Annotated in this window: 21 protein-coding genes; 9 read left to right on the forward strand and 12 right to left on the reverse strand. The window is 39.4% G+C overall.

The genetic code is table 11. The annotated features are described in order from the left end of the window. Positions 1–49 precede the first annotated feature (49 nt). Entirely contained in the window at positions 50–790 is a 741-nt protein-coding gene (locus tag EOK74_RS16655) for a hypothetical protein (protein WP_133471239.1), read from the forward strand. Between the two features lie 132 nt (positions 791–922). Here the strand turns inward: EOK74_RS16655 and EOK74_RS16660 are convergent, their stop codons facing one another. Further along, entirely contained in the window at positions 923–1,528 is a 606-nt protein-coding gene (locus EOK74_RS16660) for an outer membrane beta-barrel protein (protein ID WP_133471240.1), read from the reverse strand. A 340-nt stretch (positions 1,529–1,868) separates the two neighbouring features. Between EOK74_RS16660 and EOK74_RS16665 the strand changes: the two genes are divergently transcribed. Continuing rightward, positions 1,869–2,465, forward strand: coding sequence for a hypothetical protein (locus EOK74_RS16665; RefSeq protein WP_133471241.1), 597 nt, complete (start codon positions 1,869–1,871; stop codon positions 2,463–2,465). A 150-nt stretch (positions 2,466–2,615) separates the two neighbouring features. On the opposite strand, the gene EOK74_RS16670 is transcribed toward EOK74_RS16665, so the two are convergent. Together EOK74_RS16670 and EOK74_RS21100 are read right to left on the reverse strand one after the other, a co-directional pair. Further along, positions 2,616–3,122 carry a porin family protein gene (locus EOK74_RS16670; RefSeq protein ID WP_166638795.1) on the reverse strand — a complete coding sequence of 169 codons (507 nt, stop codon included), beginning with the start codon at positions 3,120–3,122 and terminating at the stop codon, positions 2,616–2,618. Between the two features lie 101 nt (positions 3,123–3,223). After that, entirely contained in the window at positions 3,224–3,538 is a 315-nt protein-coding gene (locus EOK74_RS21100) for an MAPEG family protein (protein WP_338047280.1), read from the reverse strand. A 545-nt stretch (positions 3,539–4,083) separates the two neighbouring features. Between EOK74_RS21100 and EOK74_RS16680 the strand changes: the two genes are divergently transcribed. Beyond that, positions 4,084–5,103: a fatty acid desaturase gene (locus EOK74_RS16680; RefSeq protein ID WP_133471244.1), complete on the forward strand. Its 1,020-nt coding sequence runs from the start codon at positions 4,084–4,086 to the stop codon at positions 5,101–5,103. A 130-nt stretch (positions 5,104–5,233) separates the two neighbouring features. Here EOK74_RS16680 and EOK74_RS16685 read toward each other — a convergent pair whose 3' ends face one another. Genes EOK74_RS16685 through EOK74_RS16700 form a run of 4 tightly spaced genes read right to left on the reverse strand, consistent with a single transcriptional unit; the run spans position 5,234 to position 7,563 of the window. Continuing rightward, a complete protein-coding gene (locus EOK74_RS16685) occupies positions 5,234–6,145 on the reverse strand; it encodes a hypothetical protein (protein WP_133471245.1) in 912 nt (303 codons plus the stop codon). Positions 6,146–6,154: 9 nt separating this feature from the next. Beyond that, on the reverse strand, positions 6,155–6,802 hold the full coding sequence (locus tag EOK74_RS16690; protein WP_133471246.1) for a hypothetical protein: 648 nt from the start codon (positions 6,800–6,802) through the stop codon (positions 6,155–6,157). A gap of 27 nt (positions 6,803–6,829) precedes the next feature. Next, a complete protein-coding gene (locus EOK74_RS16695; RefSeq protein ID WP_133471247.1) occupies positions 6,830–7,291 on the reverse strand; it encodes a hypothetical protein in 462 nt (153 codons plus the stop codon). Between the two features lie 11 nt (positions 7,292–7,302). After that, positions 7,303–7,563, reverse strand: coding sequence for a DnaJ domain-containing protein (locus tag EOK74_RS16700; protein WP_133471248.1), 261 nt, complete (start codon positions 7,561–7,563; stop codon positions 7,303–7,305). 251 nt (positions 7,564–7,814) lie between these two features. On the opposite strand from EOK74_RS16700, the gene EOK74_RS16705 reads away from it, so the two are divergent. Together EOK74_RS16705 and EOK74_RS16710 are read left to right on the forward strand one after the other, a co-directional pair. Then, complete coding sequence (locus EOK74_RS16705; RefSeq protein ID WP_133471249.1) at positions 7,815–8,321, forward strand: nuclear transport factor 2 family protein; 507 nt, start codon at positions 7,815–7,817, stop codon at positions 8,319–8,321. 114 nt (positions 8,322–8,435) lie between these two features. Next, on the forward strand, positions 8,436–8,897 hold the full coding sequence (locus EOK74_RS16710; RefSeq protein ID WP_133471250.1) for a hypothetical protein: 462 nt from the start codon (positions 8,436–8,438) through the stop codon (positions 8,895–8,897). 281 nt (positions 8,898–9,178) lie between these two features. On the opposite strand, the gene EOK74_RS16715 is transcribed toward EOK74_RS16710, so the two are convergent. Continuing rightward, a complete protein-coding gene (locus tag EOK74_RS16715; RefSeq protein WP_133471251.1) occupies positions 9,179–10,822 on the reverse strand; it encodes an amidase in 1,644 nt (547 codons plus the stop codon). 168 nt (positions 10,823–10,990) lie between these two features. Here EOK74_RS16715 and EOK74_RS16720 point away from each other — a divergent pair, with 168 nt between their 5' ends. Further along, positions 10,991–11,662, forward strand: a complete 672-nt coding sequence (locus EOK74_RS16720) for a CatA-like O-acetyltransferase (RefSeq protein ID WP_239024143.1) — start codon at positions 10,991–10,993, stop codon at positions 11,660–11,662. Between the two features lie 249 nt (positions 11,663–11,911). Continuing rightward, positions 11,912–14,296, forward strand: a complete 2,385-nt coding sequence (locus tag EOK74_RS16725) for a VCBS repeat-containing protein (protein ID WP_133471252.1) — start codon at positions 11,912–11,914, stop codon at positions 14,294–14,296. A gap of 52 nt (positions 14,297–14,348) precedes the next feature. Here EOK74_RS16725 and ggt read toward each other — a convergent pair whose 3' ends face one another. The 3 genes from ggt to EOK74_RS20870 all read right to left on the reverse strand — a co-directional run bounded on the left by ggt (position 14,349) and on the right by EOK74_RS20870 (position 19,078). Beyond that, complete coding sequence (gene ggt, locus EOK74_RS16730; protein WP_133471253.1) at positions 14,349–16,097, reverse strand: gamma-glutamyltransferase; 1,749 nt, start codon at positions 16,095–16,097, stop codon at positions 14,349–14,351. Between the two features lie 372 nt (positions 16,098–16,469). Then, positions 16,470–18,887: a TonB-dependent receptor domain-containing protein gene (locus tag EOK74_RS16735; protein WP_133471254.1), complete on the reverse strand. Its 2,418-nt coding sequence runs from the start codon at positions 18,885–18,887 to the stop codon at positions 16,470–16,472. A gap of 17 nt (positions 18,888–18,904) precedes the next feature. Next, positions 18,905–19,078, reverse strand: a complete 174-nt coding sequence (locus EOK74_RS20870) for a hypothetical protein (protein WP_166638796.1) — start codon at positions 19,076–19,078, stop codon at positions 18,905–18,907. 188 nt (positions 19,079–19,266) lie between these two features. On the opposite strand from EOK74_RS20870, the gene EOK74_RS16740 reads away from it, so the two are divergent. Together EOK74_RS16740 and EOK74_RS16745 are read left to right on the forward strand one after the other, a co-directional pair. Next, positions 19,267–21,201, forward strand: a complete 1,935-nt coding sequence (locus tag EOK74_RS16740) for an adenine deaminase C-terminal domain-containing protein (protein WP_133471255.1) — start codon at positions 19,267–19,269, stop codon at positions 21,199–21,201. 38 nt (positions 21,202–21,239) lie between these two features. Further along, positions 21,240–22,370 (forward strand): HupE/UreJ family protein, encoded by a 1,131-nt coding sequence (locus EOK74_RS16745; protein WP_133471256.1) that lies wholly within the window; start codon positions 21,240–21,242, stop codon positions 22,368–22,370. Between the two features lie 113 nt (positions 22,371–22,483). On the opposite strand, the gene EOK74_RS16750 is transcribed toward EOK74_RS16745, so the two are convergent. Further along, positions 22,484–23,122: a PEP-CTERM sorting domain-containing protein gene (locus tag EOK74_RS16750; RefSeq protein WP_133471257.1), complete on the reverse strand. Its 639-nt coding sequence runs from the start codon at positions 23,120–23,122 to the stop codon at positions 22,484–22,486. Positions 23,123–23,135: the final 13 nt, after the last annotated feature.

Below are 23,135 nucleotides of genomic sequence, written 5' to 3' on the forward strand. Positions count from 1 at the left end.
GGTAAACCTAATAATTAATGTATTAATTAACAAAACAAGGAAAAGGAACATGAAAAAGTTAACTAAATTAATATTCACTACAACTTTGCTCTCAGCTAGTTTAATTACTCAAGCTACTGAGATTGAAATTTCAATAGACCAAGTCACTAACCTCTACTCTGCTTGGGATGGTTCCGATTACTCTGGTGATTACGCCAGTGGTAGAGACACTAGATTAGATATTTATTTTGAGTCTTATTATACTGCGGATGGTTTGCTAGGGTTTGATCTAGCCTCAATTTATGACGGTTTAGGAAGTAATCACGCAGTAGTTATAAATAGTGCAACCCTTGCTATTGCTGAGTCTGATGGTAGCTATGGAAATAATCCATACTGGGTTGCAGGCTCTCAATATGATGCATGGGGAGAAGATACCATTACTTTTGATAATTTTTATGCAAATTCAAGCTATGACGACATGGAAATTTTAGGCATAGGGGACTTTTTAGGCTACGGCAATGTAGGTTATTTAACCCCAGTAAGTCTAGATGTTTCAGAAATCATGCAAAATACTTTCTTTGACGATGGCTATTTAACATTGGCCATTTGGGCTGGTGATTGGACCTTTACAAGCCCTTCAGAGATGTACGGTGCAGACCCAGATTTTGGCCCACTACTAACCATTGATTATGATATTGTAGATGTTCCAGAGCCTTCTTCTGCTGCTTTGATTTTATTTTTTGGATTAGGTTTAAGTGCTTACGCAAAAAGAAAACAAGCCAAAAATATAAATGAAAGTTCCCTTTTATAATTCAGTTCGTAACTTGATAAACAGACAAAACGATGCCGCTTTCTATTAAAAAACGGCATCTTTGTATAACATAAGCACCCAGTGTGGAGCAAAATTCATCTCTAGCTGATTTAAAGATGCATTCTTAGCCATTTAAAAATTGTAGTTAATCCCTACATTTGCAGCGGTAGATTCTAAGCTCCCCATTTCATAACGTTCAAATCCGGCGCTCATTCCTAACCCCATACCCCATTCATATTGCCACCCAATAGCTAAATATAAACCTACACCATCGTCTTCAAACAATAAATGACGATTACTTCTTAATTCATATTCATAAAGTTGCGCCCCAACTTTACCGTAAAGACTATTTCGATTATTAAGGGGTAGCACACCCTTTATAGCTGCAACTAAATTCGAATATTCGACATCATCGACTCCTACCCCAAATAAAGAATCTTGATTAGCAGTAGTACAGTACCAGTCGTCATGCCTGTCTTCGTAACAATCCCATTCATCCACATCTACACCAACATTTAGGCCCACTTCAATGGCAAAGTTTTGAGTAAAGTCATAATTATAAAATCCATAAACTTGGACTATACCGTCTCCATCAGCTTCTGAGCCTTTAAACTCAGCTCCACCAGACGCAATATGACCCCCAATGCTATATGGTTTTCGCAGGGTGTCAGCCATAAGGCTTAGCGAAAATGTAGATGTAACAGCAAGCAGTAATGAAAATGATATTTTGGTACCCATAAGATGTAGTCCCTAACTAGAATGAATATTAGTTAATATAATTTACAGTATTGGCTGTAAGTAAATTATAGATTTCTACCTTACAAATGTTAGATTTTGTAAAAAATTGATAATTATCAATATCATTCAAATTGCTAAGGCTAACAAACACCTTGAAGTAACTAATGACTTTTGCTGAGCATAATTATCTCTGTTTAAAGTGTCATGATTTTTTACAGATCGTTGTTTACAAATAGAAAATCAAAATAAAAATCAATAAAAACAAGAAGATACATGTAGGCATATTTAGTGCATATAGTTAAAATAGAAAGATATTACTTTTAATTTTAGGAGTTTAAGAGTGAAGAGTTTAGTTGTTTTATTGGTTTCATTATTTACGGTAGCGACTGCCAACGCTACGCTAATTGACTTTGAAGATGTTGCAGCATCTGAAACTAGAGTTGTTTACCTACCTTCAACACCTTACACAGAAGAGGGGTTTGTACTAACGTCAACTCATAATCATGCAGCAGTTATTGATGTAGATTATTCCACTTATGGCTTTAACTTTGTTGGTAACGATACTGATTGGTTTGGTTTTTCTGAATACAACACTGTTACTTTAACGGCAGATTCAGGAAGCTCATTTGATCTATCTGATTTAGTTCTAGGTATAAATGCATATGCATCTAGTTCGAGCATCGACGTACTTATAACTGGTAACTTATTTAGCGGTGATACGCTAGTAAGTAACCAAACGAATCTAACAACGGCTACATTCATCAATTTAGAATGGACAGATCTCGTAAGTGTTGTATTTACTACCTCAAATGATGCGGGCTTAGATAACCTTAATGTTTTTGCTACATCTTCTGCGGAAGTATCTGCACCAGGTGCGTTTGCAATTATTGCTTTAGGTTTAGTTATGATTGGTTTCAGAAAAACTAGAAACAGTTAATCACTGTTATCCTCAATACCTCAATACCTCATTAACAAAAAAGCCGAAGAAACTATGTTTCTTCGGCTTTTTATTATCCTAGCGATCGTAACTTAAAAATTAGTAATTTTAATTTATAAATTTCACTATATATCAATAACCTATGAGCTATTAAAATCGATAACTTAATGAGTAATCAACAAAGGTTGAATCAATAAAGCTATGCTTCATTTTATTTACTTCGATACTCAAACTTAACCCCATATCAAAATCCACTTGCCATCCTATCCCTACCGCGTAATTCAGACCAGTTTCGTTTTCATTTCTGTAGCTACCTTTTAAAGTGAAGTCATAATAATTCACTCCAGCTTTAACATAGGCGCGATTACGCCTAGATAAATCAAATGTTTTTCTAGCTGAGGTGACAAAAACTGAGTTGTCAAACACAGAGCCTTTTTCAATATCGTAATAATCCAATTCAAACATCCAATTGTTCGAAAAATTGTACCCGTACCCCAAACTATAATGCCCTGCATCCCAGCCCAATAGTGCAACTGAATCAAATTCTTCCTTCAGGTCGTAATCACCGTAACCTGCACCTATACTGAGTTGGTGTTTTTCCTGTGCATTTGCCGCAAACGTTATTATCGGCAATAAAATCACTAATATTTTTTTCACTATATTTTCCCTATGATGAAACAGTTCCGTTGAATCTATTTCATTTAGATGGTCTTTGCAAATGAAACGGTTGTTGCAGTGCCAGTAGCACAAAGTAAGCCTTAGGCTAGCCTAAGTCCTAGCGTCACCAAAATAACCAGGTTCGCCAACACACCAATTAAAAAGAAATAGCTTCGAGGGCTTGGATAATTAAGTATAAAAGCAAACAGAATTGTTCTTATAAACAAGGCACTGTTTTCTAAGGTATTGTGAAAAGTACGATGAGCTCTGAAAACAAAACTACCGTGAGACAAGCTGTCATCTATTTTTCCAGAGATCGCATTAGGCACCTTGCTAAAGGTAGCCAACATCCACTGCACTAGAAGCATCACTAAATATAGATAAAACGCAGTATAAGCCGAATAGGCTAGATCAATCCTTGTTACTCTCCTTTTATAAATTAATGAATATCAAAGACGCAAGCTTAGTGCCTACACTAACTCATTGATATATGTATAACTAATTTACTCCTTTGGATAAGTGACACGTAATACGTACAGGGGAGATTATAAGAAATTACCAATCTATCAAATTAACAGGAATCGCTGTTTGGGGCACTTTTGTGGGTATCAATTGAAAAATCGACAGTATTCAAAATTAGATAAACTCTAGATCAATGAGTATCCATTGAACTGGAACTCACCTGTGGAAAAGCTTCTCTTGCCCCTAGGGTGAAATGCAAAGATGTACTTCATGACATAACTCAGTTGCATGAAATGGATTGCGGTGAACGAAATGAATAAACTTAGTAAGCTCAGCGAATGTCTCATAGCCAAAAACCAATTACCCCCTTCTAATTTTGCTCTTAACTTTGTAAAATTCGCGCCCAGCTTAGAAAAACATACATAGATACATACAAGCATACTGGTACTTAAGCACTGTGCCTTGTAAGGTATAACTTAAATAGTAACCGCGGAAGAACATGCAGATCACTTCAGACAAAGAAACCATTAGAGAGATAATTGGTTATATCAAAAATCAGGAAAAAACCTTACGTGTGCAACTCCCTTTTCTAGGTCACCAAAATACCTTAGGTTTAAGCATACTTTTATTGTCTGTATTGGGTTTTGTGACTTCTGGAGTATTATATTTTATTGGAGTTATCCCTGCTTGGGCTTGCATTATCCTTGGAGCATTAAGTACCTCTATAGCTCACGAAATAGAGCACGATCTGATTCACCAGCAATATTTTAAATCCAACGCGGTAATTTATAACTTTATGATGTTTATGGTTTGGGTTATTAGACCCAGTACGATTAACCCTTGGTATCGTAAAAAAATTCATTTAAATCATCACAAGACCTCGGGTACTGCTCAAGATATTGAAGAACGTTTAGTGGGAAATGGTATTAAAAATCATTTACTTAGAATGCTAGTCGTGTGTGATGGATTACTCGGATTAATAGTACGCAGCAAACAATTTTCTCGTGAAATTACAGGGTATAAATTTTTTACATTGTTTAATGCAGGTTTTCCTTTAACCACTATTTATTACATTGTTTTATATAGTTTTTTAGTGTTCCACACCTTTAACTTCATTGTTGAATACCTGGCCGTTTTGATTCATTATCCGACTTGGCTAATGACATTTGTAGATTGGATTAATTTTACCATGGTGGTATGGATAGCACCGAGTTTCTTACGTTCCGCATGTTTAAATTTTGTCACCTCATCAATGCATTATTATGGTGGTGCTTTTAATATGCTGCAACAAACTCAAGTGTTAAACCATTGGTTTTTTATGCCATTCCAACTATTTTGTTTTAACTTTGGTAACACTCATACCATTCATCATTTTGTCCCCAGCCAACCTTTTTATATTCGTCAAATGGTCAGTAAGCGAGTTAATGTTTTTCTAAAAGAGAAGGGCGTGAAGTTTAATGATTTAAAGAGCATACTTGCGGCAAATCGCTACCCCAGCAGCCAACAATTCACTCATTAACGCAGCAGGTAATGAAACGCTGAAAGCAGTTACAGAGACTATGGTGAACGAAGTGGCTTCCTCGTCGCGAAGCGATGCCCTATTACTATAAGCAACGCGCCTAAAAAGCAGCGCTGTGCCACGCTCTTTACTAAGGTTTTAAAAAATCGAGGTCATCTAAATCATCCATTCCAAAGTCGTAACCACCTTCAAAATCACCATGAAGCTCATTGGTGAGGTTAACCGATAGCTCTAGTATTTCTGGAATATAAATATCAATATTCTGTTGCGAACTAATGATAGTTTTAAATTCGTTAAACTCTAATAAAGCGCATTCATAAAGGAAGCTTCTGGTGCCACTGGGTTGCTGTTCAGCAAAGCTAGTTACACAGGCATCAAACTTTTCAAACACCTGCTGCACATCTGTATCAGTTAAAAAGGTAATTAGCTGCTTGTAACGCTCGTTGTTAAACACTTTCTCGTCAGAATCTATCAACATAAGGCCAAGGGCTGAATTCAGAAACTTCTGTAACTCAAAGCGCAAATAGTCTTCATCAGTTTCAGGAATGACCACATTAGCTGCATATTTAGCAGACATAATTTTATGAAGGTTAAATAACTTTAAGCTGTTTTGACCTTGCTTCACTAAGTCAGCATGTAACTGTGTTATGTCTGAGGTATCGGTTGCCCCTAAGGCATAAGTACTTAAATCTATTTTCTTAAAATACTCAGCCGATATCTCTTTTAAGCCTGCGTATTGGGCCCATCCTGCTCTAAAGCAATACACAATCCCTTGGGTTTTGATGATTTCTTTGGCTTTTTCGGTGCTATTTTGACATTGGCTTAATAAGCCTAAATTAATAATACCCAATACAATTTCACAGGCTTTCTTAATGTGATCAGCATAAATAATAGATAAATTGTCAGAGGCAATACGCAGCGACATATCAGACAGCTGCTGCTTAGTTTTATGCACAAACTCTTCAGAAAAGTACCCTTCAGCCAAGCCATCTTTTAACACCAAAAGAACGAAAGGTTTATTCCTTAACTCTGCGATTTTCATGGGATTATCCTATAGCGGCGCAAACATATCGTCTGTGTCCATTTCAACGGCCGAAACTCTTTGTTTATTGGCGTTGTTTTTTAACGCGGCTTCGATATTGTCCAAAGTGCCATTAGTGCTCACGGTTAGCACTTCGTTGTAGGCTTCTTCGCTTAAACTTTTAATTTTAAGTAGCAACTCTTCAATGCTCCCAGATACTTGCTCTTCATCATACTCTAGCTCAGAGAAGTCATGACCAATAAAAGGAAGAGACAAATACAGCAAACCAAAGTCATCTTGTACCACAGCATTGAGTACCTCACGTTGTTTTGCATCATCATCATAGGACAGAAATATTTGCGCCAATAAGCTATGGGCTTCAGTTTGTACACTAAACAAGGACTCTTCGTCCAAGTTTTGCCAATAAGATGGTTCAACATTTAATAGCTTTTTGACTGACTCTGCATCCATTAACCAAGTAGCAATAGAAGGGATGGTGGCGTCATGCTCCCGCACAATTTTAGCAACAGTTAAAATATCCATCTCCGCAAATACGGCTAACATTGCGGTATCACCTTGTTCAGAGGCGATTTTTTCTAATGAGGTCCCCGCTTCTCTACCACTGTATTGGGCTTGCTCGGTAATGTCGGTAGCGAGAATTAGTGCTTTACTAGTCAAAAGATATTCCTCAAAAATAGGTTAATGTTATTCATCGTAACCGTAAGTGTTATAGCTTTCGTTTACGTCATTATCGTCTACTTCGACCTCTTCTGGTAACGGCGTAGAGTCGTAAGTATTGTACAAATGGATCAGCAATATAGCGGTTTTAAGATCGTCTTCTGAGTGTTCCATCAATTGGGTAATGGTGGTTCTAGCGTCTGCATGAACACCGACAAAAGGTTTAACGTCAGCCCATAATGGTGATTGAGTTAAGTCAACCTTAGCTAATTTTTCTGAATTAATTCTTACACTTAAGGTAATAGCCATGGCTAATTGGTCAACTAACCCTGTAAAAATCGCGCTATTAGATGCCAATTGCTTTTGTAAGGTTTTTAAATAATTTCTCAATAAATCTGGGTTTTCTGGATCGTTTAGAGATTCCATGTTTTCTAAATACATAGAAAATTCATCCGCTAAATAAGCAGGGATTGGGGTGTCAAATTTCATGAATGGGGTTCCTACGACAAGGCGCTATGCCAAAACGAATCGGCAACTTCTCTTGGGTCAGTGATAACGGTATAAGTACTTTTAATGTATGCAGTGCGTTTTTGAGGATCTGCAATCTCTTCGTAGGCTTTTTGAATTAACTGAAATTTTTCTTTCGCCTCTTCACCGTCGTTTCTATCTGGGTGATATTGATTGGCCAGTTTACGATAGGCTTTCTTAATTTCAGTGGTGGTAGAGGTTCTGGTAACCCCTAGTAGCTCAAAATGATCCATAAAATATAACGTATCCAATGTGCAAAAAATGTAACTAAAAATGCCTATGTACTTAGTTTTCTATTTTACCTCTACCACAGGCTTTTAACAATGCTAGAGTGTGATTTACAAGCTACATCTAAACATTAGCATTAGAACATAAAACCGCTATAAACTAGCCTCGGCTTTGGCCCTATTTGACTTTTGTGATGACACAGCACCTAATTGATATTTAAATCATTTGTAAATTTGAATTTCCCAAGGAGTTACCCATGAAACCCTTCACTCTAATACTGTTAGCATTCTCTCTATGTTTTTCAATGGGAGCTTATGCTCACTCTGATGATCGCCCCAACCAACAGGTGAACGAATTATTAGATGGTTTACACACTGCAGCTAGCCAAGCTAACTTAAAGAACTACTTAGATTCGTTCACAGCAAATGGAGTATTTATGGGTACAGATGATTGGGAAAGATGGACTCGACCTGTCACCTTAGACCAATACGTATCAGAACGCTTTGCTGGCGGCACTGGCTGGACTTACGTACCAGTAGAGCGCAACCTCATATTCTCAGAAGACCACAATACTGCTTGGTTTGACGAGATCACCGTTTCCAAGAAATGGGGCCGTTTTCGGGGCACAGGTACCGTTATCAAACTAGATGGGCAATGGAGGATTGCTCACTATGCCATGTCTTTTTTAGTGCCTAATGAAGTGTGGGAAAACGTATCAGAGCTCAGTACTAAAGCATTTACAGAGCGTGAAAAAAATAACTAAACCGCCCCCCTAACTGCTGAATAACGTGTTTAATGGCTAAAATGACACAGTGCAACTTTGCTTGTGCTTAAGGAGCTCAATATCAAATTCATCCAGATTATTTTTGTATTCCTGATGAGCCAGAATTTAACCGCTAACACCCTATTAAGTGAGTTACATCATGAAGGATATGCTGAGATTGTGTTTGCAACCAAGCTCAGCTCAAGTCAACTACCTTTTACCATCGAAGGGCCGATGCTAGAGGGCTGCCAGTATGTGAAATTCACCCAATATCCGAATTTAAGTGTAATGATTGATAAAGGTATTATTACTCGAATCGATAGCAACAAAGTAGGAGCGCTAACTCAGAACACGCCATTTCATGCCTTAGTGGCAGGCACAATGACTTTTAAAACTTTCAAACAAACCTACCCAAAGATTGAAGTGCAAGAGCATGAATATGAGAATGGCTTTTACTTAACTTGGTTCAACCAACAGCAAGATAAGGCCATAGTAGTTGATTATGTTGATGGCAAGGTTAGCGCCATTAAAGCCGGGTTGGTGCCCAATGTATTATTTGTAGAAGGATGCGCCTGATGACTGCAATTTATATGTCACTTTGTAATGTTAAATCTATCAGTTGGCTATGGTTGCTTGTAGTGGTTTTAAGCGCATGTGTACCTGTATTTCGCAGCGAATATTTATCACCTAGTTGGCAAGGGAGCTGAGTAGATGGCCATAGTGGCCAACCTTTGATGGGAGTTGAAGTAACAGACCTCTACACCCAAGAAAAAGTCACCAAAGGGAGTTGCGCCCCTCTAGTTGTAAAAGCGGTAGAGTTAATTTCAACTTAGCTCATCCACTCACTACTCTCCACTTTACCAATAGTTGTTTGAATACCCGCCCATTGCTTGTCTAATAAAGGGAATGCTTTCTGCATTTCTAAGGTACTGGGGCTCTAATCTACGTTGCGATTGTTGTTCATATCCATAAGCGTATGCTAGTACCTCTGCATCAGTGTGTTTAGTTCCAATAAATGATAAGCCTACCGGCAAATGATGAATACCTCCCATTGGAACAGTAATATGGGGATACCCAGCCTTAGCAGCATGACCACCCAACCCAGGCCAACCGTTTGGCCACACATCACCATTTATTGGGTCAACTCTTGGAACAGTTAAGCCTGATGGAGCCACTAGCACTTGCACATCATACTCTTGTAAAAGCTTATCTATGCCCTCTTTACCAGTAGCTTTTTGTACCATGGTGAGGGCCGTTTTATACTCTTCACTTTCAAGAGTGTCCATGGCTTGTGAGGCAATAAAAATACTTTGGTCGAATAAGCTCAACTCAACATCTTTATTTACGAGATTAAAATCGATTAACTCTTGTAGAGAGCGGGTACTGACTTTATCAGAGGGTGTAGAGGCTAAATAGTGATTCAATCCAGCTTTAAATTCATACTTGAGAATGTCGTAACTCATTTTTCCGAAGTCATCTGGGGTTGCTGGACGCTCATCTATATTCACTAAAACTGCGCCCGCCGCTTCTAAATCTTTAAGTGCCCTATCAAAATGTGCCAAGATAGGAGTTGAATTGCCTTTAGCAAAATTTAACACCCCTACTCGAACACCTTTTAAGGAGTTTTTTACAAGGCCAACCGTGTAATCTTTATCGGGTGTAGCAGTAGCCATAGCATTCATCATTATCGCGGCTCCCATAACCGTTTTCGTCATAGGACCTGCTGTATCCTGAGATACCGAAATAGGAATAATAAACTGCTGACTCACCAAGCCTACTGTGGGTTTAAAACCAACAATACCATTAGCATTTGATGGGCAGATAACTGAACCATTAGTTTCTGTGCCCACGGTTGCTGCCGCTAGTGACGCTGCTGTGGCCGCGCCAGATCCAGAGCTTGAGCCACAGGGATTACGGTCTAACATATGGGGGTTACGCACTTGCCCACCTAATGCACTCCAACCACTCATTGAACCCTCAGAGCGAAAGTTTGCCCACTGACTCAAGTTCGTTTTACCTAAAATAATGGCTCCTTGAGCCCGTAAACCAGCCACTAAAGGGCTATCTCGCCCTGTAATATTATATTTTAAAGCCAAAGCTCCAGCGGTTGTGGCTATATTATCTTTTGACTCAATATTGTCTTTGAGTAACACAGGCACACCATGTAAAGGCCCTAATATTTCACCCAGTGCACGTTTTTTATCTAAGGATTTAGCTTGACTCAATGCATCTGGATTAAGACTTAAAACAGCTTGTAGCTGAGGACCGCTCTTATCGATGTTCTCAATTCGTTCTAGATACAGATTAACTAGCCGCTCAGAACTAACTTTACCAGTTTCAAGGGCGTCAATAATTTCAGGCAAAGTACCGGCAATCAAACCAGAAGCCTTAAAGTCTATAACCTTAGTCTGAAACGGTTGCAGGGCGGGTTTATCAACGACAGGTTGACAGGCAGTTAGTACAAGGCCAATAGCCAAACTAGATATAAGTGTATGCTTCATAAAGTCGTCTTTATTTTGTGATTATTATAATTAAAAGAAGAGATACCAAGCTAATAAAACCTAGCAAGCATTGCAAGCTCTTATGTTTAATAAGATTTATGGCCTCTTACAATCACAACCAACTTATGTGAATATTATTCAAATATACCCCTAAAATATTACACAGTCGTGGATAGCATTAAACAAATCGATATTGATACTTGGCACAGAAAAGAACACTTCGAGTTTTATTCTACCTTTTCACAGCCGTTTTTTAATATCTGCGCAACAGTTGATGTATCCCAAACCCTGCGTTTTTGTAATGACAATGACCTGTCATTTTTTATCTGTTCTTTGTTTATTTTAGGTTACACAGCCAATCAAATAGCACCTCTAAGATTACGTATAAATAACAGCAATGTAGAGTTGCATGACGAATTAGAAATCAGCTGTACTGTGCTCAATAACAATCAAAGCTTTAGCTTTTGTGATTTTGGAAAATGCCGAGAGTTTAAAACGTTCTATCACAATGCTGAGCAACAAATGAGCTATTCAAAAAAGCACAACTCACCGCTAATCACGGCTGATAGCAAGGCCAACAGTATATTTTGCTCAGTCTTACCTTGGTTACATTTCACTAGCTTTTCCCATGCTCAAAAACAAAGTGAACATGACTCCATACCTAGATTTGTGATGGGTAAATATAAGAAAAAACATAAAGAAGTCATCATGCCCGTATCGGTAGAAGTTCACCATGCGTTAGTAGATGGCCTCCATGTAGGTCAATACTTTGAAAAGCTACAACACAATTTCGACAACTTTTTTGAGGACAAAAAAAAGCCTGACAAATATCAGGCTTAAAAGATAACACACATAAAAACTATATAATCAGACGATGACTATAGACTTTAGTTCAATAAAATTGAAAATATTTTAAGCCAATTGGTAAAATTTATAATTTCCTATTTTGAAATAAGCCAATTCTTTCTTAAAAAGTCTAGGGGCAACCCCTATCAATCAATGACACTTGTAGTTTCTATTACCATAGTTCTTTCCATTTGATAGTATCGATACAAATATCTAGCATTTAGTTTATATGGATTTTTTTCTATGCACACACGAGTTCTATCTTGGTTAACCATTTGTTTACTATCTGCATGCGGTGGAGGGTCAGGTAACTCATCATCAACACCTCCAAACTCTTCAGCTAAAAACCTATATCAAGGCTTAACATCTAAAGCTGATGTTAATGAAACCAGCGCTGGTGTTTTTGTAGATACACTGTTCCAAGGCTTCATTTCAACAGGATTAGATGCGACCGATTCCGAAGGTGAATCCAGTGTAGTCGATGACAAGTTAGTTGGAGGGTGCGGCGGCAGCGCAACATTTAAAGATAATCGCACTACTAACAGTTACTTAGGTACCCTAAGTTTAGATTTTGACAATTTCGATGATTGCTCTGGAACTATTCTCGATGGGGAAATGGTCCTTGATATATTGGAATGGGATTATTCTAGAAGTGATATAAAGAACGGCACTATTGAGTTTGACAATACCCATATTATCGACCCCGAATCTGACTTAACTATGACAGGTACCTTTAGCTTTGAATATGACAGTGAACAAATAGTAGAAATTTATACCACTGAGTCATTTGAGATCACTAATAATCAAAATAGTACCCAGTATTGGTATGTGGATTACGTAGAAAAGCTAAAATACGACAATGCACAAACTCTAGATAATGTGACAGCTATCAAGTTTTCAGGAAGACTTTTCATATCGGAATATGGCTACATGGACATTAGCTCTAATGTGGATTTTTTATGTGCAGAGTTTAGCGCGTTTAACCCATCTGGGTGTGATATCAATTATGAAAACCTTGGCAAAATAACACTCACAGGTAACCAAGGGAGCATAGATTTTTCATTTCTAGCCCACAGTAACTCAGATTATTCGAAAATACTTAAAATCGAAATTGATAACAATAACGATGACACAATAGACTTAGAACTCATAGAAAACCTAAGCCCGAATGGTACAAGCTTATCGCCATTTGCCTACGCAGGATCTGACCAAGAAAAGTTAATTGATGAAACCCAAGAGGCACTACTTTCAGCCACAAAAAGCTTTGATGGTGACGGGGATACCCTAACCTATAACTGGAGTATCAATAGTAACCTGTCACACCAGTGTAACTTTTTAGTAGGTTTTAAAGGGGATAAAAACAATGTATCTATTCAAGAAACTGCTTCATCAGAAACCCTGATAACAGTATCCGACTATGGGGATTACTGCTTTGAAGTGGAAGTGTTTGACCAAGATGGTAATTCTTCCGAAGACACTTTATTGGTCAGATTCAATAAACTCGATTTATTTAGCTCCTCATCACAAGAAACAATTGTTGATGGCAATCATGTACGGCTCAGCTCTATGAGCTATGTAGACCTTGATAATGATGGTAGCGAAGAGCTTTTTTTACATCACCACACCGGAGAAAGAGCGTATTTCTTTAAGAAAAATGCTAACAATGAATACAGTCACTTTCAAACTGTTAAACTAGATTTTAGCCTCATCATAGACCGTTACACCTTTGCAGATATCAACTCTGATGGCATCAAAGACTGGGTAGTGTTCGAAGGCCAAGGTACTTATACCAATATTAACCACTATCCTATCTTAGAAGATGGAACTTTTGGTGACCCTATAACCATAAAGCAATTGGAGCATTCAGAGGGGATCTACTCTTTGAGCTTGCCCGTTGTGTTTGATTTTAACAATGATGGATTGAAAGATATCTTGTTTCGTAATAAATACTTGGACAATTCTTTGCTCATTTCAATCCAAACAGAAAACGGCTTCTCTGATGTGATTCAATATAATAATGGGAACAATATCGAATTATCCACAGTTGCAGACTTTGATGGCGACACAATTATCGACATAGCAGCGCTATTTGTAGATAGAGCAGTTAATGTCATCAATGTAGAGATATTAGCCTTTGAAGATGGCGAGTTTGTTAATAAAGAAGAATTTTCAAGTAGTATAGATTGTGGTGGGTATAGTTGTGTATTTAATAACTTTTCAATAAAAGACATTGATGGTGACGGTAATGGTGAAGTGTTTATCTTTACAAAAACGCATTTATATATTTACAAGCAGTCTGAACAAGGTTTTGAGGAAAGCGTGCTTGCTCTAAGCACAATTGGACAAAGAACAGGTTCATATTATAACTATGAAACTTTAACTAACAAACCCGCAAGATTTTTGGACTTTAATAACGATGGTCGCCTTGATATTTTAGGTAATACTAGCTTCGATTACAGTTTATTACTCCTGCAAACCGAGCAAGGTACTTTTGATGAGTCAATTAGAATTCCGTTTGTATCGCAAGACGCCTTAATAACAGACCTTAACGATGATGCGATACCAGATATAGTAAGTGCAACTGCTCAGCAGCTACTAATTAGAACAGGTAAAAATTTAAACCAATAATTAAAGCAAGTGTTAGCCATTTAAAGCTATCACTTGCTTTAAATTAAACAAACTAAAGGGTACCAATCACACCTTCTCTGCGCTTATCGGCAGCACCAACTAAGGTTCCATCAGGTTTACGCATAATGACGCTTAACCCTGAGTTTTCGCCTCGAGAAGCATCTACATCAAAGCCCATTTCTTTCATGGCTGATATTAATGACTCTGGCGCAGCTCCTTTTTCTAAACGTACGGTTTTACCACGGGCAACCATATTAGGCAGATCAACCGCTGCTTGCGGCTCTAAATCCCACTCAAACACGCCCACCATGGTTTTTACTGTATAAGCAATAATATTATTACCGCCTGGCGAACCTGTAGCCATCAGAAACTCGCCGTCTTTATCTAATACAATAGACGGAGACATAGATGAACGCGGACGTTTATTAGCAGCAACAGCATTAACTATCGGGTTACCTTCTTTATCATGGTGTTGAAAAGAAAAGTCAGTTAACTGATTGTTCAAAAACATTCCACCAACCATACGTGTAGTACCAAAGATACTTTCAACCGTTGCCGTCATAGATACCACGTCACCTTCGCTATCCACAATTACAAAATGGGTAGTACCGTGAACATCTTGTGTGGCATCAATACCAGCGGTGGTTTCGCTTGGTGTATCGTTGTACGCCCAAGGATCGCCCACTGCATAAGTTAAAGGAGTGGCTTTATCAGCAATTAATTTAGCTCGCTTAGCTAAATATTCTTTATTTAACATCCCTTTGATAGGCATATCTACAAAGTTAGGGTCGGCAATAAACTGGTCTCTGTCAGCGTAAGCAAGTTGTTGCGCTTGTGCCATTACAGCCCAGTTTTTAGGATCATCAGGGCCTTCAGCACTTGGTTTAGGACCATTTTCTAATATGCCCATGATCATGCCAACAGCCAACCATGAAGATGGCGGCGGTGCGCCACAAATTTGCGTATCACGATAATCTTGGCAAAGTGCAGTGCGCTTCACAGGTTTATAAGCTGCGATATCTTCTGCGGTTAATGAGCCTGCTCTTGGCTCTTGTTGCACCATAGCGGCAATTTCTTTTGCTATCTCACCTTGGTAAAATTCAGTTGGGTCTTTCGCAATGATTTCTAATGTTTTCGCGTATTCAGGATTTTTTAACAAGTAACCTTCTGGATGAGCTACACCAGCTTCATCATAAAAATACTCAAAGGCATCAGTTGGACCATCTTCTGGCTTGCTTGGGATATATTTCCCGAAACGTTCTAACATGCCATGTAAACGAGGAGAGATTTCAAAACCTTCATTAGCGAGCTTACTGGCATAACTAAATAAACTGCTCCATTCTAATGTCCCTTGGTCTTTGTGGGCCATAGATAGCATAGCCAACACGCCCGGCACACCAGTAGACAAACCACTCGTTTTGGCCTGCATAAATGGCATTGAGTCACCATTTTCTAACATAAACATGTCTGGCGTTGCACCACTTGGTGCTGACTCACGACCGTCATACACGGCTAAAGATTTGGTTTCACTGTCGTAATGCACCATAAATGCACCACCAGCTAAACCCGAGCTTTGCGGCTCTACTAAACTCAAAACAGATTCTACGGCAATAGCTGCATCAACAGCTGAGCCACCTGCTCGTAATACCTCTAAACCCGCCGCGGTCGCATGGGGGTTAGCAGTTACCACCATAGCTTGCTGTTTAGGCTGCTCAACTTCTTGTTTTGTTTGATTCTCGGCTGAACCACATCCTAAAAGAGTGGCCGACAATACTCCTAATGCGAGCATGTGAAACTTCATAGCTTGTTCCTTATAGTTGAAACTTAATCATTAAAATCTGGAATTGAAAATCAGATAGTAAAGTGTTGAGTGAATAGATGGGCTCACGTTAAAAAGGTAAACGTGCAATACATCATCATTTTGACGCCTGAAGGAGTCAGTGATTAATTTTTTAACATATATAAGTACCTACTGACAACGAACTTAAGTTAATGAGCAGTTATTTAGGGTAAAAAAATCAAAGGTTCAACAACTCTTCTGAAAAATTAACACCTTAATTACAAAGGGTAAATTTAATAAATGTCAAAAATCGACACAATTAGTTAAAGACCATTAAAGATTAGAAGTGACAGTACTATGCTTGTCACTTCTATTACTTATACTTGTCAGTTATTAAAAGGTAACCGCCACACTAAAACGAGCTGTAGAACCGCTATATAAATTATTAATGACTCGGTTAGGCTGACCTTGATAGGATCTTTCAGGGTAATCTAGAATATTATTCAATGAAACGCGTGCAGCCACTTGCTCGCTATAATGCCAAGTAACCGCTTGGTTCCAAATCAAGACTTTCTCTCGAATAGTATCTTGCATGGCACTTGCACCTACATCATCTACGGCTTCACTTTGCCAAGAAAATTGCGAACGGTATTGCCAATCGTCTTGTGCTAATAGTAGGTTAAACGCAACTCTATGTTCTGCCCGCTCTGGCATAGCAATTGTGCGGTCGCTCAGCTCAGCTTCACTGTCAGAATAGGTATAACCGAGTTTTACTTCGGCTTTGCTAATCATAGCAAGGCTAAATTGCTGTAACCAAAAAGCTTGAATCCCTCTGATAAACCCATCTTTACCATTTTCAACCCGCGCGACTTCGTACAGGTCTTCGCCAATCAATTCAGTGGTATTCGAATCATAAAAGAAGTCAGACACGCTATTGTAGTAAACACCTGCAACAAGCTGTCCAGAATTTGAGTACTGATATTCAATACCAGCATAGAGGTTTTCAATGGTAGTCGCTTCAAGGTTAGGGTTACCTTCTGTGATAGAAAGCGTCGCTACATTTGCCCGCCTGTAGCTCACAGTATCAAAATATTGAGGGCGCATAAGCTGCTGAAAATACGCAGTTTTCAAAGTTAGTTGTGAGTTTGCGGCATATCGTAATTCTAATGAAGGCAGCCAATGCCGGTAGTCATTTCCTCCCTCAACAAACGCCGCATCAAAACTATCAAATGTTTCTTCAACTAGTTCGCCATTTATCATTACACTGGTGATGGCATCACCTTGAGAGGCAATATCAGTATCAGGCGAGGCATACACCGCACCTCGAGTAGCCGTTTCGGTTTTTTCAAAACGTACCCCAGCCCGCCAAAACCAATTTTGGCGTTGTTGATAGGCGTTCACGTATACCGAGCTCACTGTTTCTTCACTGCTGTAAATATCTTGAATAGTTTCTAAAAAGGATTGACTAAGATTAAGCTCAAATTGTTCATCTAGGTTATTTTCAAAGTAAGCCGCACCGTTAGACACACCCAGCCCAGCAGGTAGTGAAAAACCATTATCGATAATACGTGTGCTTGTGTTGTTCGCCGCTAGTTCATCTAAATAAAATGAGTTAGTTGTGGAACCGTATACAGCTCGGTCGTTATCTACTGCTCTCTCTTTGTTTCGCCACGAGGCACCCGCTTCTAACCACAAATCATGTACAGCAAAAGTAAACTGTTTATCCCAATTGACCAAAAATGCATAGTCAGTATCAGTGGTGACGCTTTTAGCCACCCGGTAATTAGAATACACTGCATTGCTTGTGTCATAAATATCGCTATTAGTGACATTTACAGTGGGTAAATATTTATCATTAAGGGTGTAGGTTGCCGACACATCACTGTCGATAAAATTCCAAGGCAACCAAAGCTTGTCATTTACCCAACGGCTGAAATAGGTATTCACCTCCAAAGAGCCATTGTCTTTGTCCAGCGTAAAACCAAGCTTGTGTCGATTTACATCTCTTGCAGTATCTAAACGATGAAAGTAACGACGAATTCTAGCATCTGAAACCGCAGCTTCACTTATAGTACTACCATCATGACTAAGCACAGTTTCACTAAGGTCAGCCGCCCCAAACTGCACTTCAAATCGATTACGTGTAGCAATATCATCATAGTTAGTATTTAACCCTTCATAGGACACTAACAATGCCTCGTTAACTTGGTAATCAGCGCGCCAACGAGTATTAATACTTTGGGTTTGAATGCCGTCTTGGGTATACCTAGGGTAACCTAAGGTTAAGACATCACCTGTAGACAAATCAGAATTAGTATCTAATAGCCAGCGAGATGCATATAAATCTACCAAACGTTCAGAGTTACTTTTTTGAGCTTGCAACTGTAAACTCAATTTTCCTAAGGATTTAGCCAGCTTAATACTGCCACCAGTCACCGCTTCTTTGGCGATTGATTGGTAGTTTAAATTAGCCTCTGCTCTAACCATTGGGCCATTAGGTTTGCCTTTGCTTAATCTGAATTGCGATCTAAAATCAACCCCCTCAGCATCAAAGGGTGCGCCTAAAACATCCCCAGGGGCACTCAAGGTTTGATACTCAGAAGCAATTGGACTTCGTTTCAGAAGAACGCGGTCTCGCTCACGTGAGCTTTGATTTGTTGAATCTTGTGAAGTATTAGTATTGACTGTAGCTTGTGCACTCACATAGCTATAATTAAAAACAAGTAATAAGCTACAACTCCATATAGAAAATGACTTTTTATTTGTGTAGCGAGATTTAGCCCAATTTTTCGGTTGGCTTACAGCAATCATGTACTTCCTTAAAAATACTAACTAGCAGACGATATTATCCCGTCTTTTGTGGTTACGGCTTTAACGGCGGAATTATACTTAGATTTTAATCTAGGTGCAGAAATTGATTGATTAAAAATCACAGCCACTAAATAACCACTAATTTCTAATTCCAAAACCTTAAAGATAACTAGCGCGCCAAGTAAGTGCATATCTATCCTACGCCCCAAATAAGCGGCTAAAAAGTTGCTACGCAGCCCATACAAAAAAATCACTAACCACATGTTTTATAATAAGTTTTTAAATTACATCTATTTCCCTATTTAAGGCATTATTACTGCATAGCAACTAACAAAAAAAGGATGGTTTACAATCCTAAAGCCAATATATTGGAGATTTAATGTACTTTTCTACACGCTTTCAACTCCCCACAATTCTTTCAGCGTTAACCATAATTAGCTTAAGCGCATGCTCACCTGCTGAACCTAAAAAAGTGGCTGTTGAATCTCCGGCAAAGATGGAGTTTAGTGACGAAATAAAAACACGGCAACTCATCACCCAAGTGGCCCTTGGACGACAAAAAGCCGATTTAATTGTACAGAATGTCACCCTATTAAATGTTTTCACTCAAGAATGGCAATCCAACCAAGATATTGTCGTGGCAGCAGGAAGAATTGCATGGACAGGCGACACTGGACAATGGCCCGGCAGTGCAACTGAAATATTTGATGCCAAAGAAATGTGGGCTGTCCCCGGTTTTGGTGAATCCCATAAACATATTGAAAGTTCTTATCTAACACCAGAATACGAAGCCGCATTAGTAATCCCCCATGGCAATACTTGGACAGTTGAAGGCTCCCACGAAGTCTCAAATGTAGTAGGTACGCGAAACGCAGAGTTTTGGTTAGCTGCAGAACAAGCTGGGAGCCCATTAAAAATATTTCCAGCCATTGGTTCAGCTACACCGCCAACTGTGTATGAATCCGGTGGTGGCTACTACGGTTATAAAGAAATGCAGGATTTTATGCAGCAGGATTTACGAGTGGTGGCTTTAGGTGAAGTTATGGACTGGTCTGCGGTTATTAATAGCGATAATGGGGGCCATCAAAGATTGTGGGAAATGATCCAAGCAACCTATGACAACAGAGGTGTGGTTGAAGGTCACGGAATGAACCTACATTCGCAAACTGACATTAGTGCGTTTGCAGCTGCAGGGTTAGCCTCTGACCATGAAGTTCGATTAGCTCAAGAAGGTATTGAAAAACTCAGGCGCGGCGTTTTTTTAGAGGTTAAACATGCGGCCTTTGACACCCTACTACCTAAATTAATAGAAATGGATTTACAAGATTGGAGCAATATATCGGTCACCACAGACGACAGAGATGTATTTGCAACCTTGCAGCTAGGCTCAATGGATTACAATATCCGCAGTGCCATTGAACAAGGTGTCCCCACTCAAATAGCCTATCAGCTAGGCAGTTACAACACCGCTAGACATTTTCGTATCGACCACCTAGTAGGGTCTTTGGCCCCTGGCCGTTACGCTGACATAGTATTATTAAGTGACCCAGACACAGTAGCCATAGAGCGAGTATATGCAAGTGGATTGTTAGCTGGAATTAAAAAAGAGTATCAATTACCAATTGTAAAAATCGACTATCCAAGTTGGGCTACAGACACCATGAACGTCGGTCGAGCTTTAACAGCAGAAGATTTTACTATCGTGGCACCAGAGGGGAAAACCTCAGTTAGCGCCGCCATTCTACAACCATTTTGGTTTAAACCAGAGTTCATGACTCAAACGCTACCGGTATCTTCAAATGGCACAGTAGACGCGAACCCAGAAGAGAGCTTGATTAAAGTTGCCATGGTTGACCGTTATCATGGCACAGCAGCCGTATCTAAAATGATTTGGAAAAATGTCGGCCCCAAAACTCCCGAGTCAGCACTTGCTAGCTCACAATCACACGATCTACACAATATTTGGAGTATGGGAAATAACGATGCCGCTATGGCATTAGCTGCCAATACCGTAGCCCAAATGGGCGGTGGTTGGGCGCTTGTTAAAGAAGGGAAAGTGGTAGCACAAGTGAAGCTTGATATTGCTGGCTTGATGACCTCGCGGCCTGTACAAGAAGTAGCAGACGAAATGGAGCACTTACTACAACAAGCCGACACTATGGAATGGATAGGTATGCCAGGATTACCAGAAAGAATGCGCTTTGCCTTTTTAACTGCTGCTCCATGGAAATGGCAGTTAGTTGCCCCTTACGAGGGTAATGTAGGCGGGTTAGTCAATGTAACCACAGGCGAAACTCACCCGGTCATTTGGTAGTGGCTAGAAGATTTAAAGCAAAGGGTTACTTAACATTATTGAGTCTATTTAGTTTGATTTGGTTTGTTTCCATACCTACTCAAGCACATTTATTAAATATGACCCGTATAACCTTGCAGCAAGGCCCAAATCAAAATATCGCCATGACAGTGGTGATAGACCTCACCCGTGCAACGGGGGGTGGTGAAAACTACTTTCAGTTGGCCCAAAGTGCTAGCCCTATCCTGCAACAACCCATATTAGATATTGCTCAGCGAATCCAAGCTGCCAGCCTCATAACTATCAATGGGCAAGGACTGCGATTAAATTTAGTCTCAGTTAATTTACCTCAAAGCCTTCCGAAAGAAGATTTCACCTCTAGTTTGGCGTGGCCTATGTCAACTTTCGTATTTAATGCTGCCATTCCGGTTGACCTAACTCCAATAGAAACAGCCATAGTGAAAGCTACTTTTACTTCACAATTTGAGTTTGAAGAACCCATAGCCTTAAGTATTCAACAAACCGCTCAAAAGCGCAGTCTAAATCGCTGGCTGGTAAGAAATCAGCAAAGCCCCTCTTTTGATCTTTATGCCCCAACAACATCCCTTGAAGAAAGCACTCCGAATGTATGGAGCGAATACATATGGCAAGGCATTATCCATATTTTGCCCAAAGGTTGGGACCATGCCCTATTTGTATTAGGATTATTTTTAGGCGCCCGTAGAATACGAGATTTACTTTTATGGGTAACAGGATTCACCCTAGGACATACGGTTACTCTTGGTTTAGCTGCTTATGGTGCCATAGAGGTTTCACCCGTAATTATTGAGCCCATTATAGCCCTATCTATCGCATGGATTGCTATCGAAAACATTTCGCAACCAGCAACAAATAATGTGCAAACATCCACCTGGTGGCGGTTAGGCGTGGTGGTGATTTTTGGTTTAATGCACGGTTTAGGGTTTGCCCTTGCACTCAAAGAGTTAGGCTTTCCAGCTCAAGGATTTATGAGTGCATTAATCAGCTTCAATATTGGGGTAGAATTGGCACAATTAACCATTATTGCCATAGCATTTATGGTACTAGGGCATTGGTATAAAAATAAACACTGGCGCGCCCGCGTGGTAGTTCCCGGTTCAGCTATCATTGCATGTATAGCAATTTCACTCATGGTGTTACATATATATTAAAATCGATTGAATTAATCATGATTAAAAAATCTGAGAAGGCGTTATACAGAAAAAGGCCCTGTGCTACAGAGCCTTTTTGAAATCAAGCGGACTAAATTGAATTGTTTATAAGATTAATTACGAACTCGTCGTCTGCGAGATAAGCCTAAACCAGCCAAGCCTAAACTTAGCAGCACAACACTAGTAGGCTCTGGTACTTCAACAGTTTCACAGGGTACACCAGGAGTAGGAACACAAACTAAGTCACCACCATCAACACTTAAAGTCGCTCTACCTAAAGTTACTAACCAACCTTCTTCTAATGTGTCGATGTCCATTCTCACTTGAAGACCTGCATTAACCTGAGCTTCTGCCCACGAATAACCAGTGAGGTCAAAGGTAGTAAAGTCCCAAATATCACCAGCCCCATCTAAGTCACCTAAAGACACCCAACTAGAACCATCAAACACATCAATCATGTCTCGCTCACCAACGTACCCAACTGCATCATAATCCACATCAAATGCAGAAATATCTAGCACTATTGAAGAGAAACCTGATCCAGTTATACCATCATGTACCCAGCCCCAATCTTCAGAGTAATCTCTGTAATAGGGATAATCATATTTCGAATCATCATCAAAAACAAAGAACTCAGTTGCTGTATTGTTGATATATTCCTGGACATCAGTGATGGGAACGGCGCTTGAAGTACTTGTTACAAAAAGTGCGAGCGCACCCAAAATCGTTGAAGCTATAGACTGCTTTTTCATTTAAATATTCCTT

Source organism: Paraglaciecola marina, assembly GCF_004360155.1.
GTDB lineage: Bacteria > Pseudomonadota > Gammaproteobacteria > Enterobacterales > Alteromonadaceae > Paraglaciecola > Paraglaciecola marina.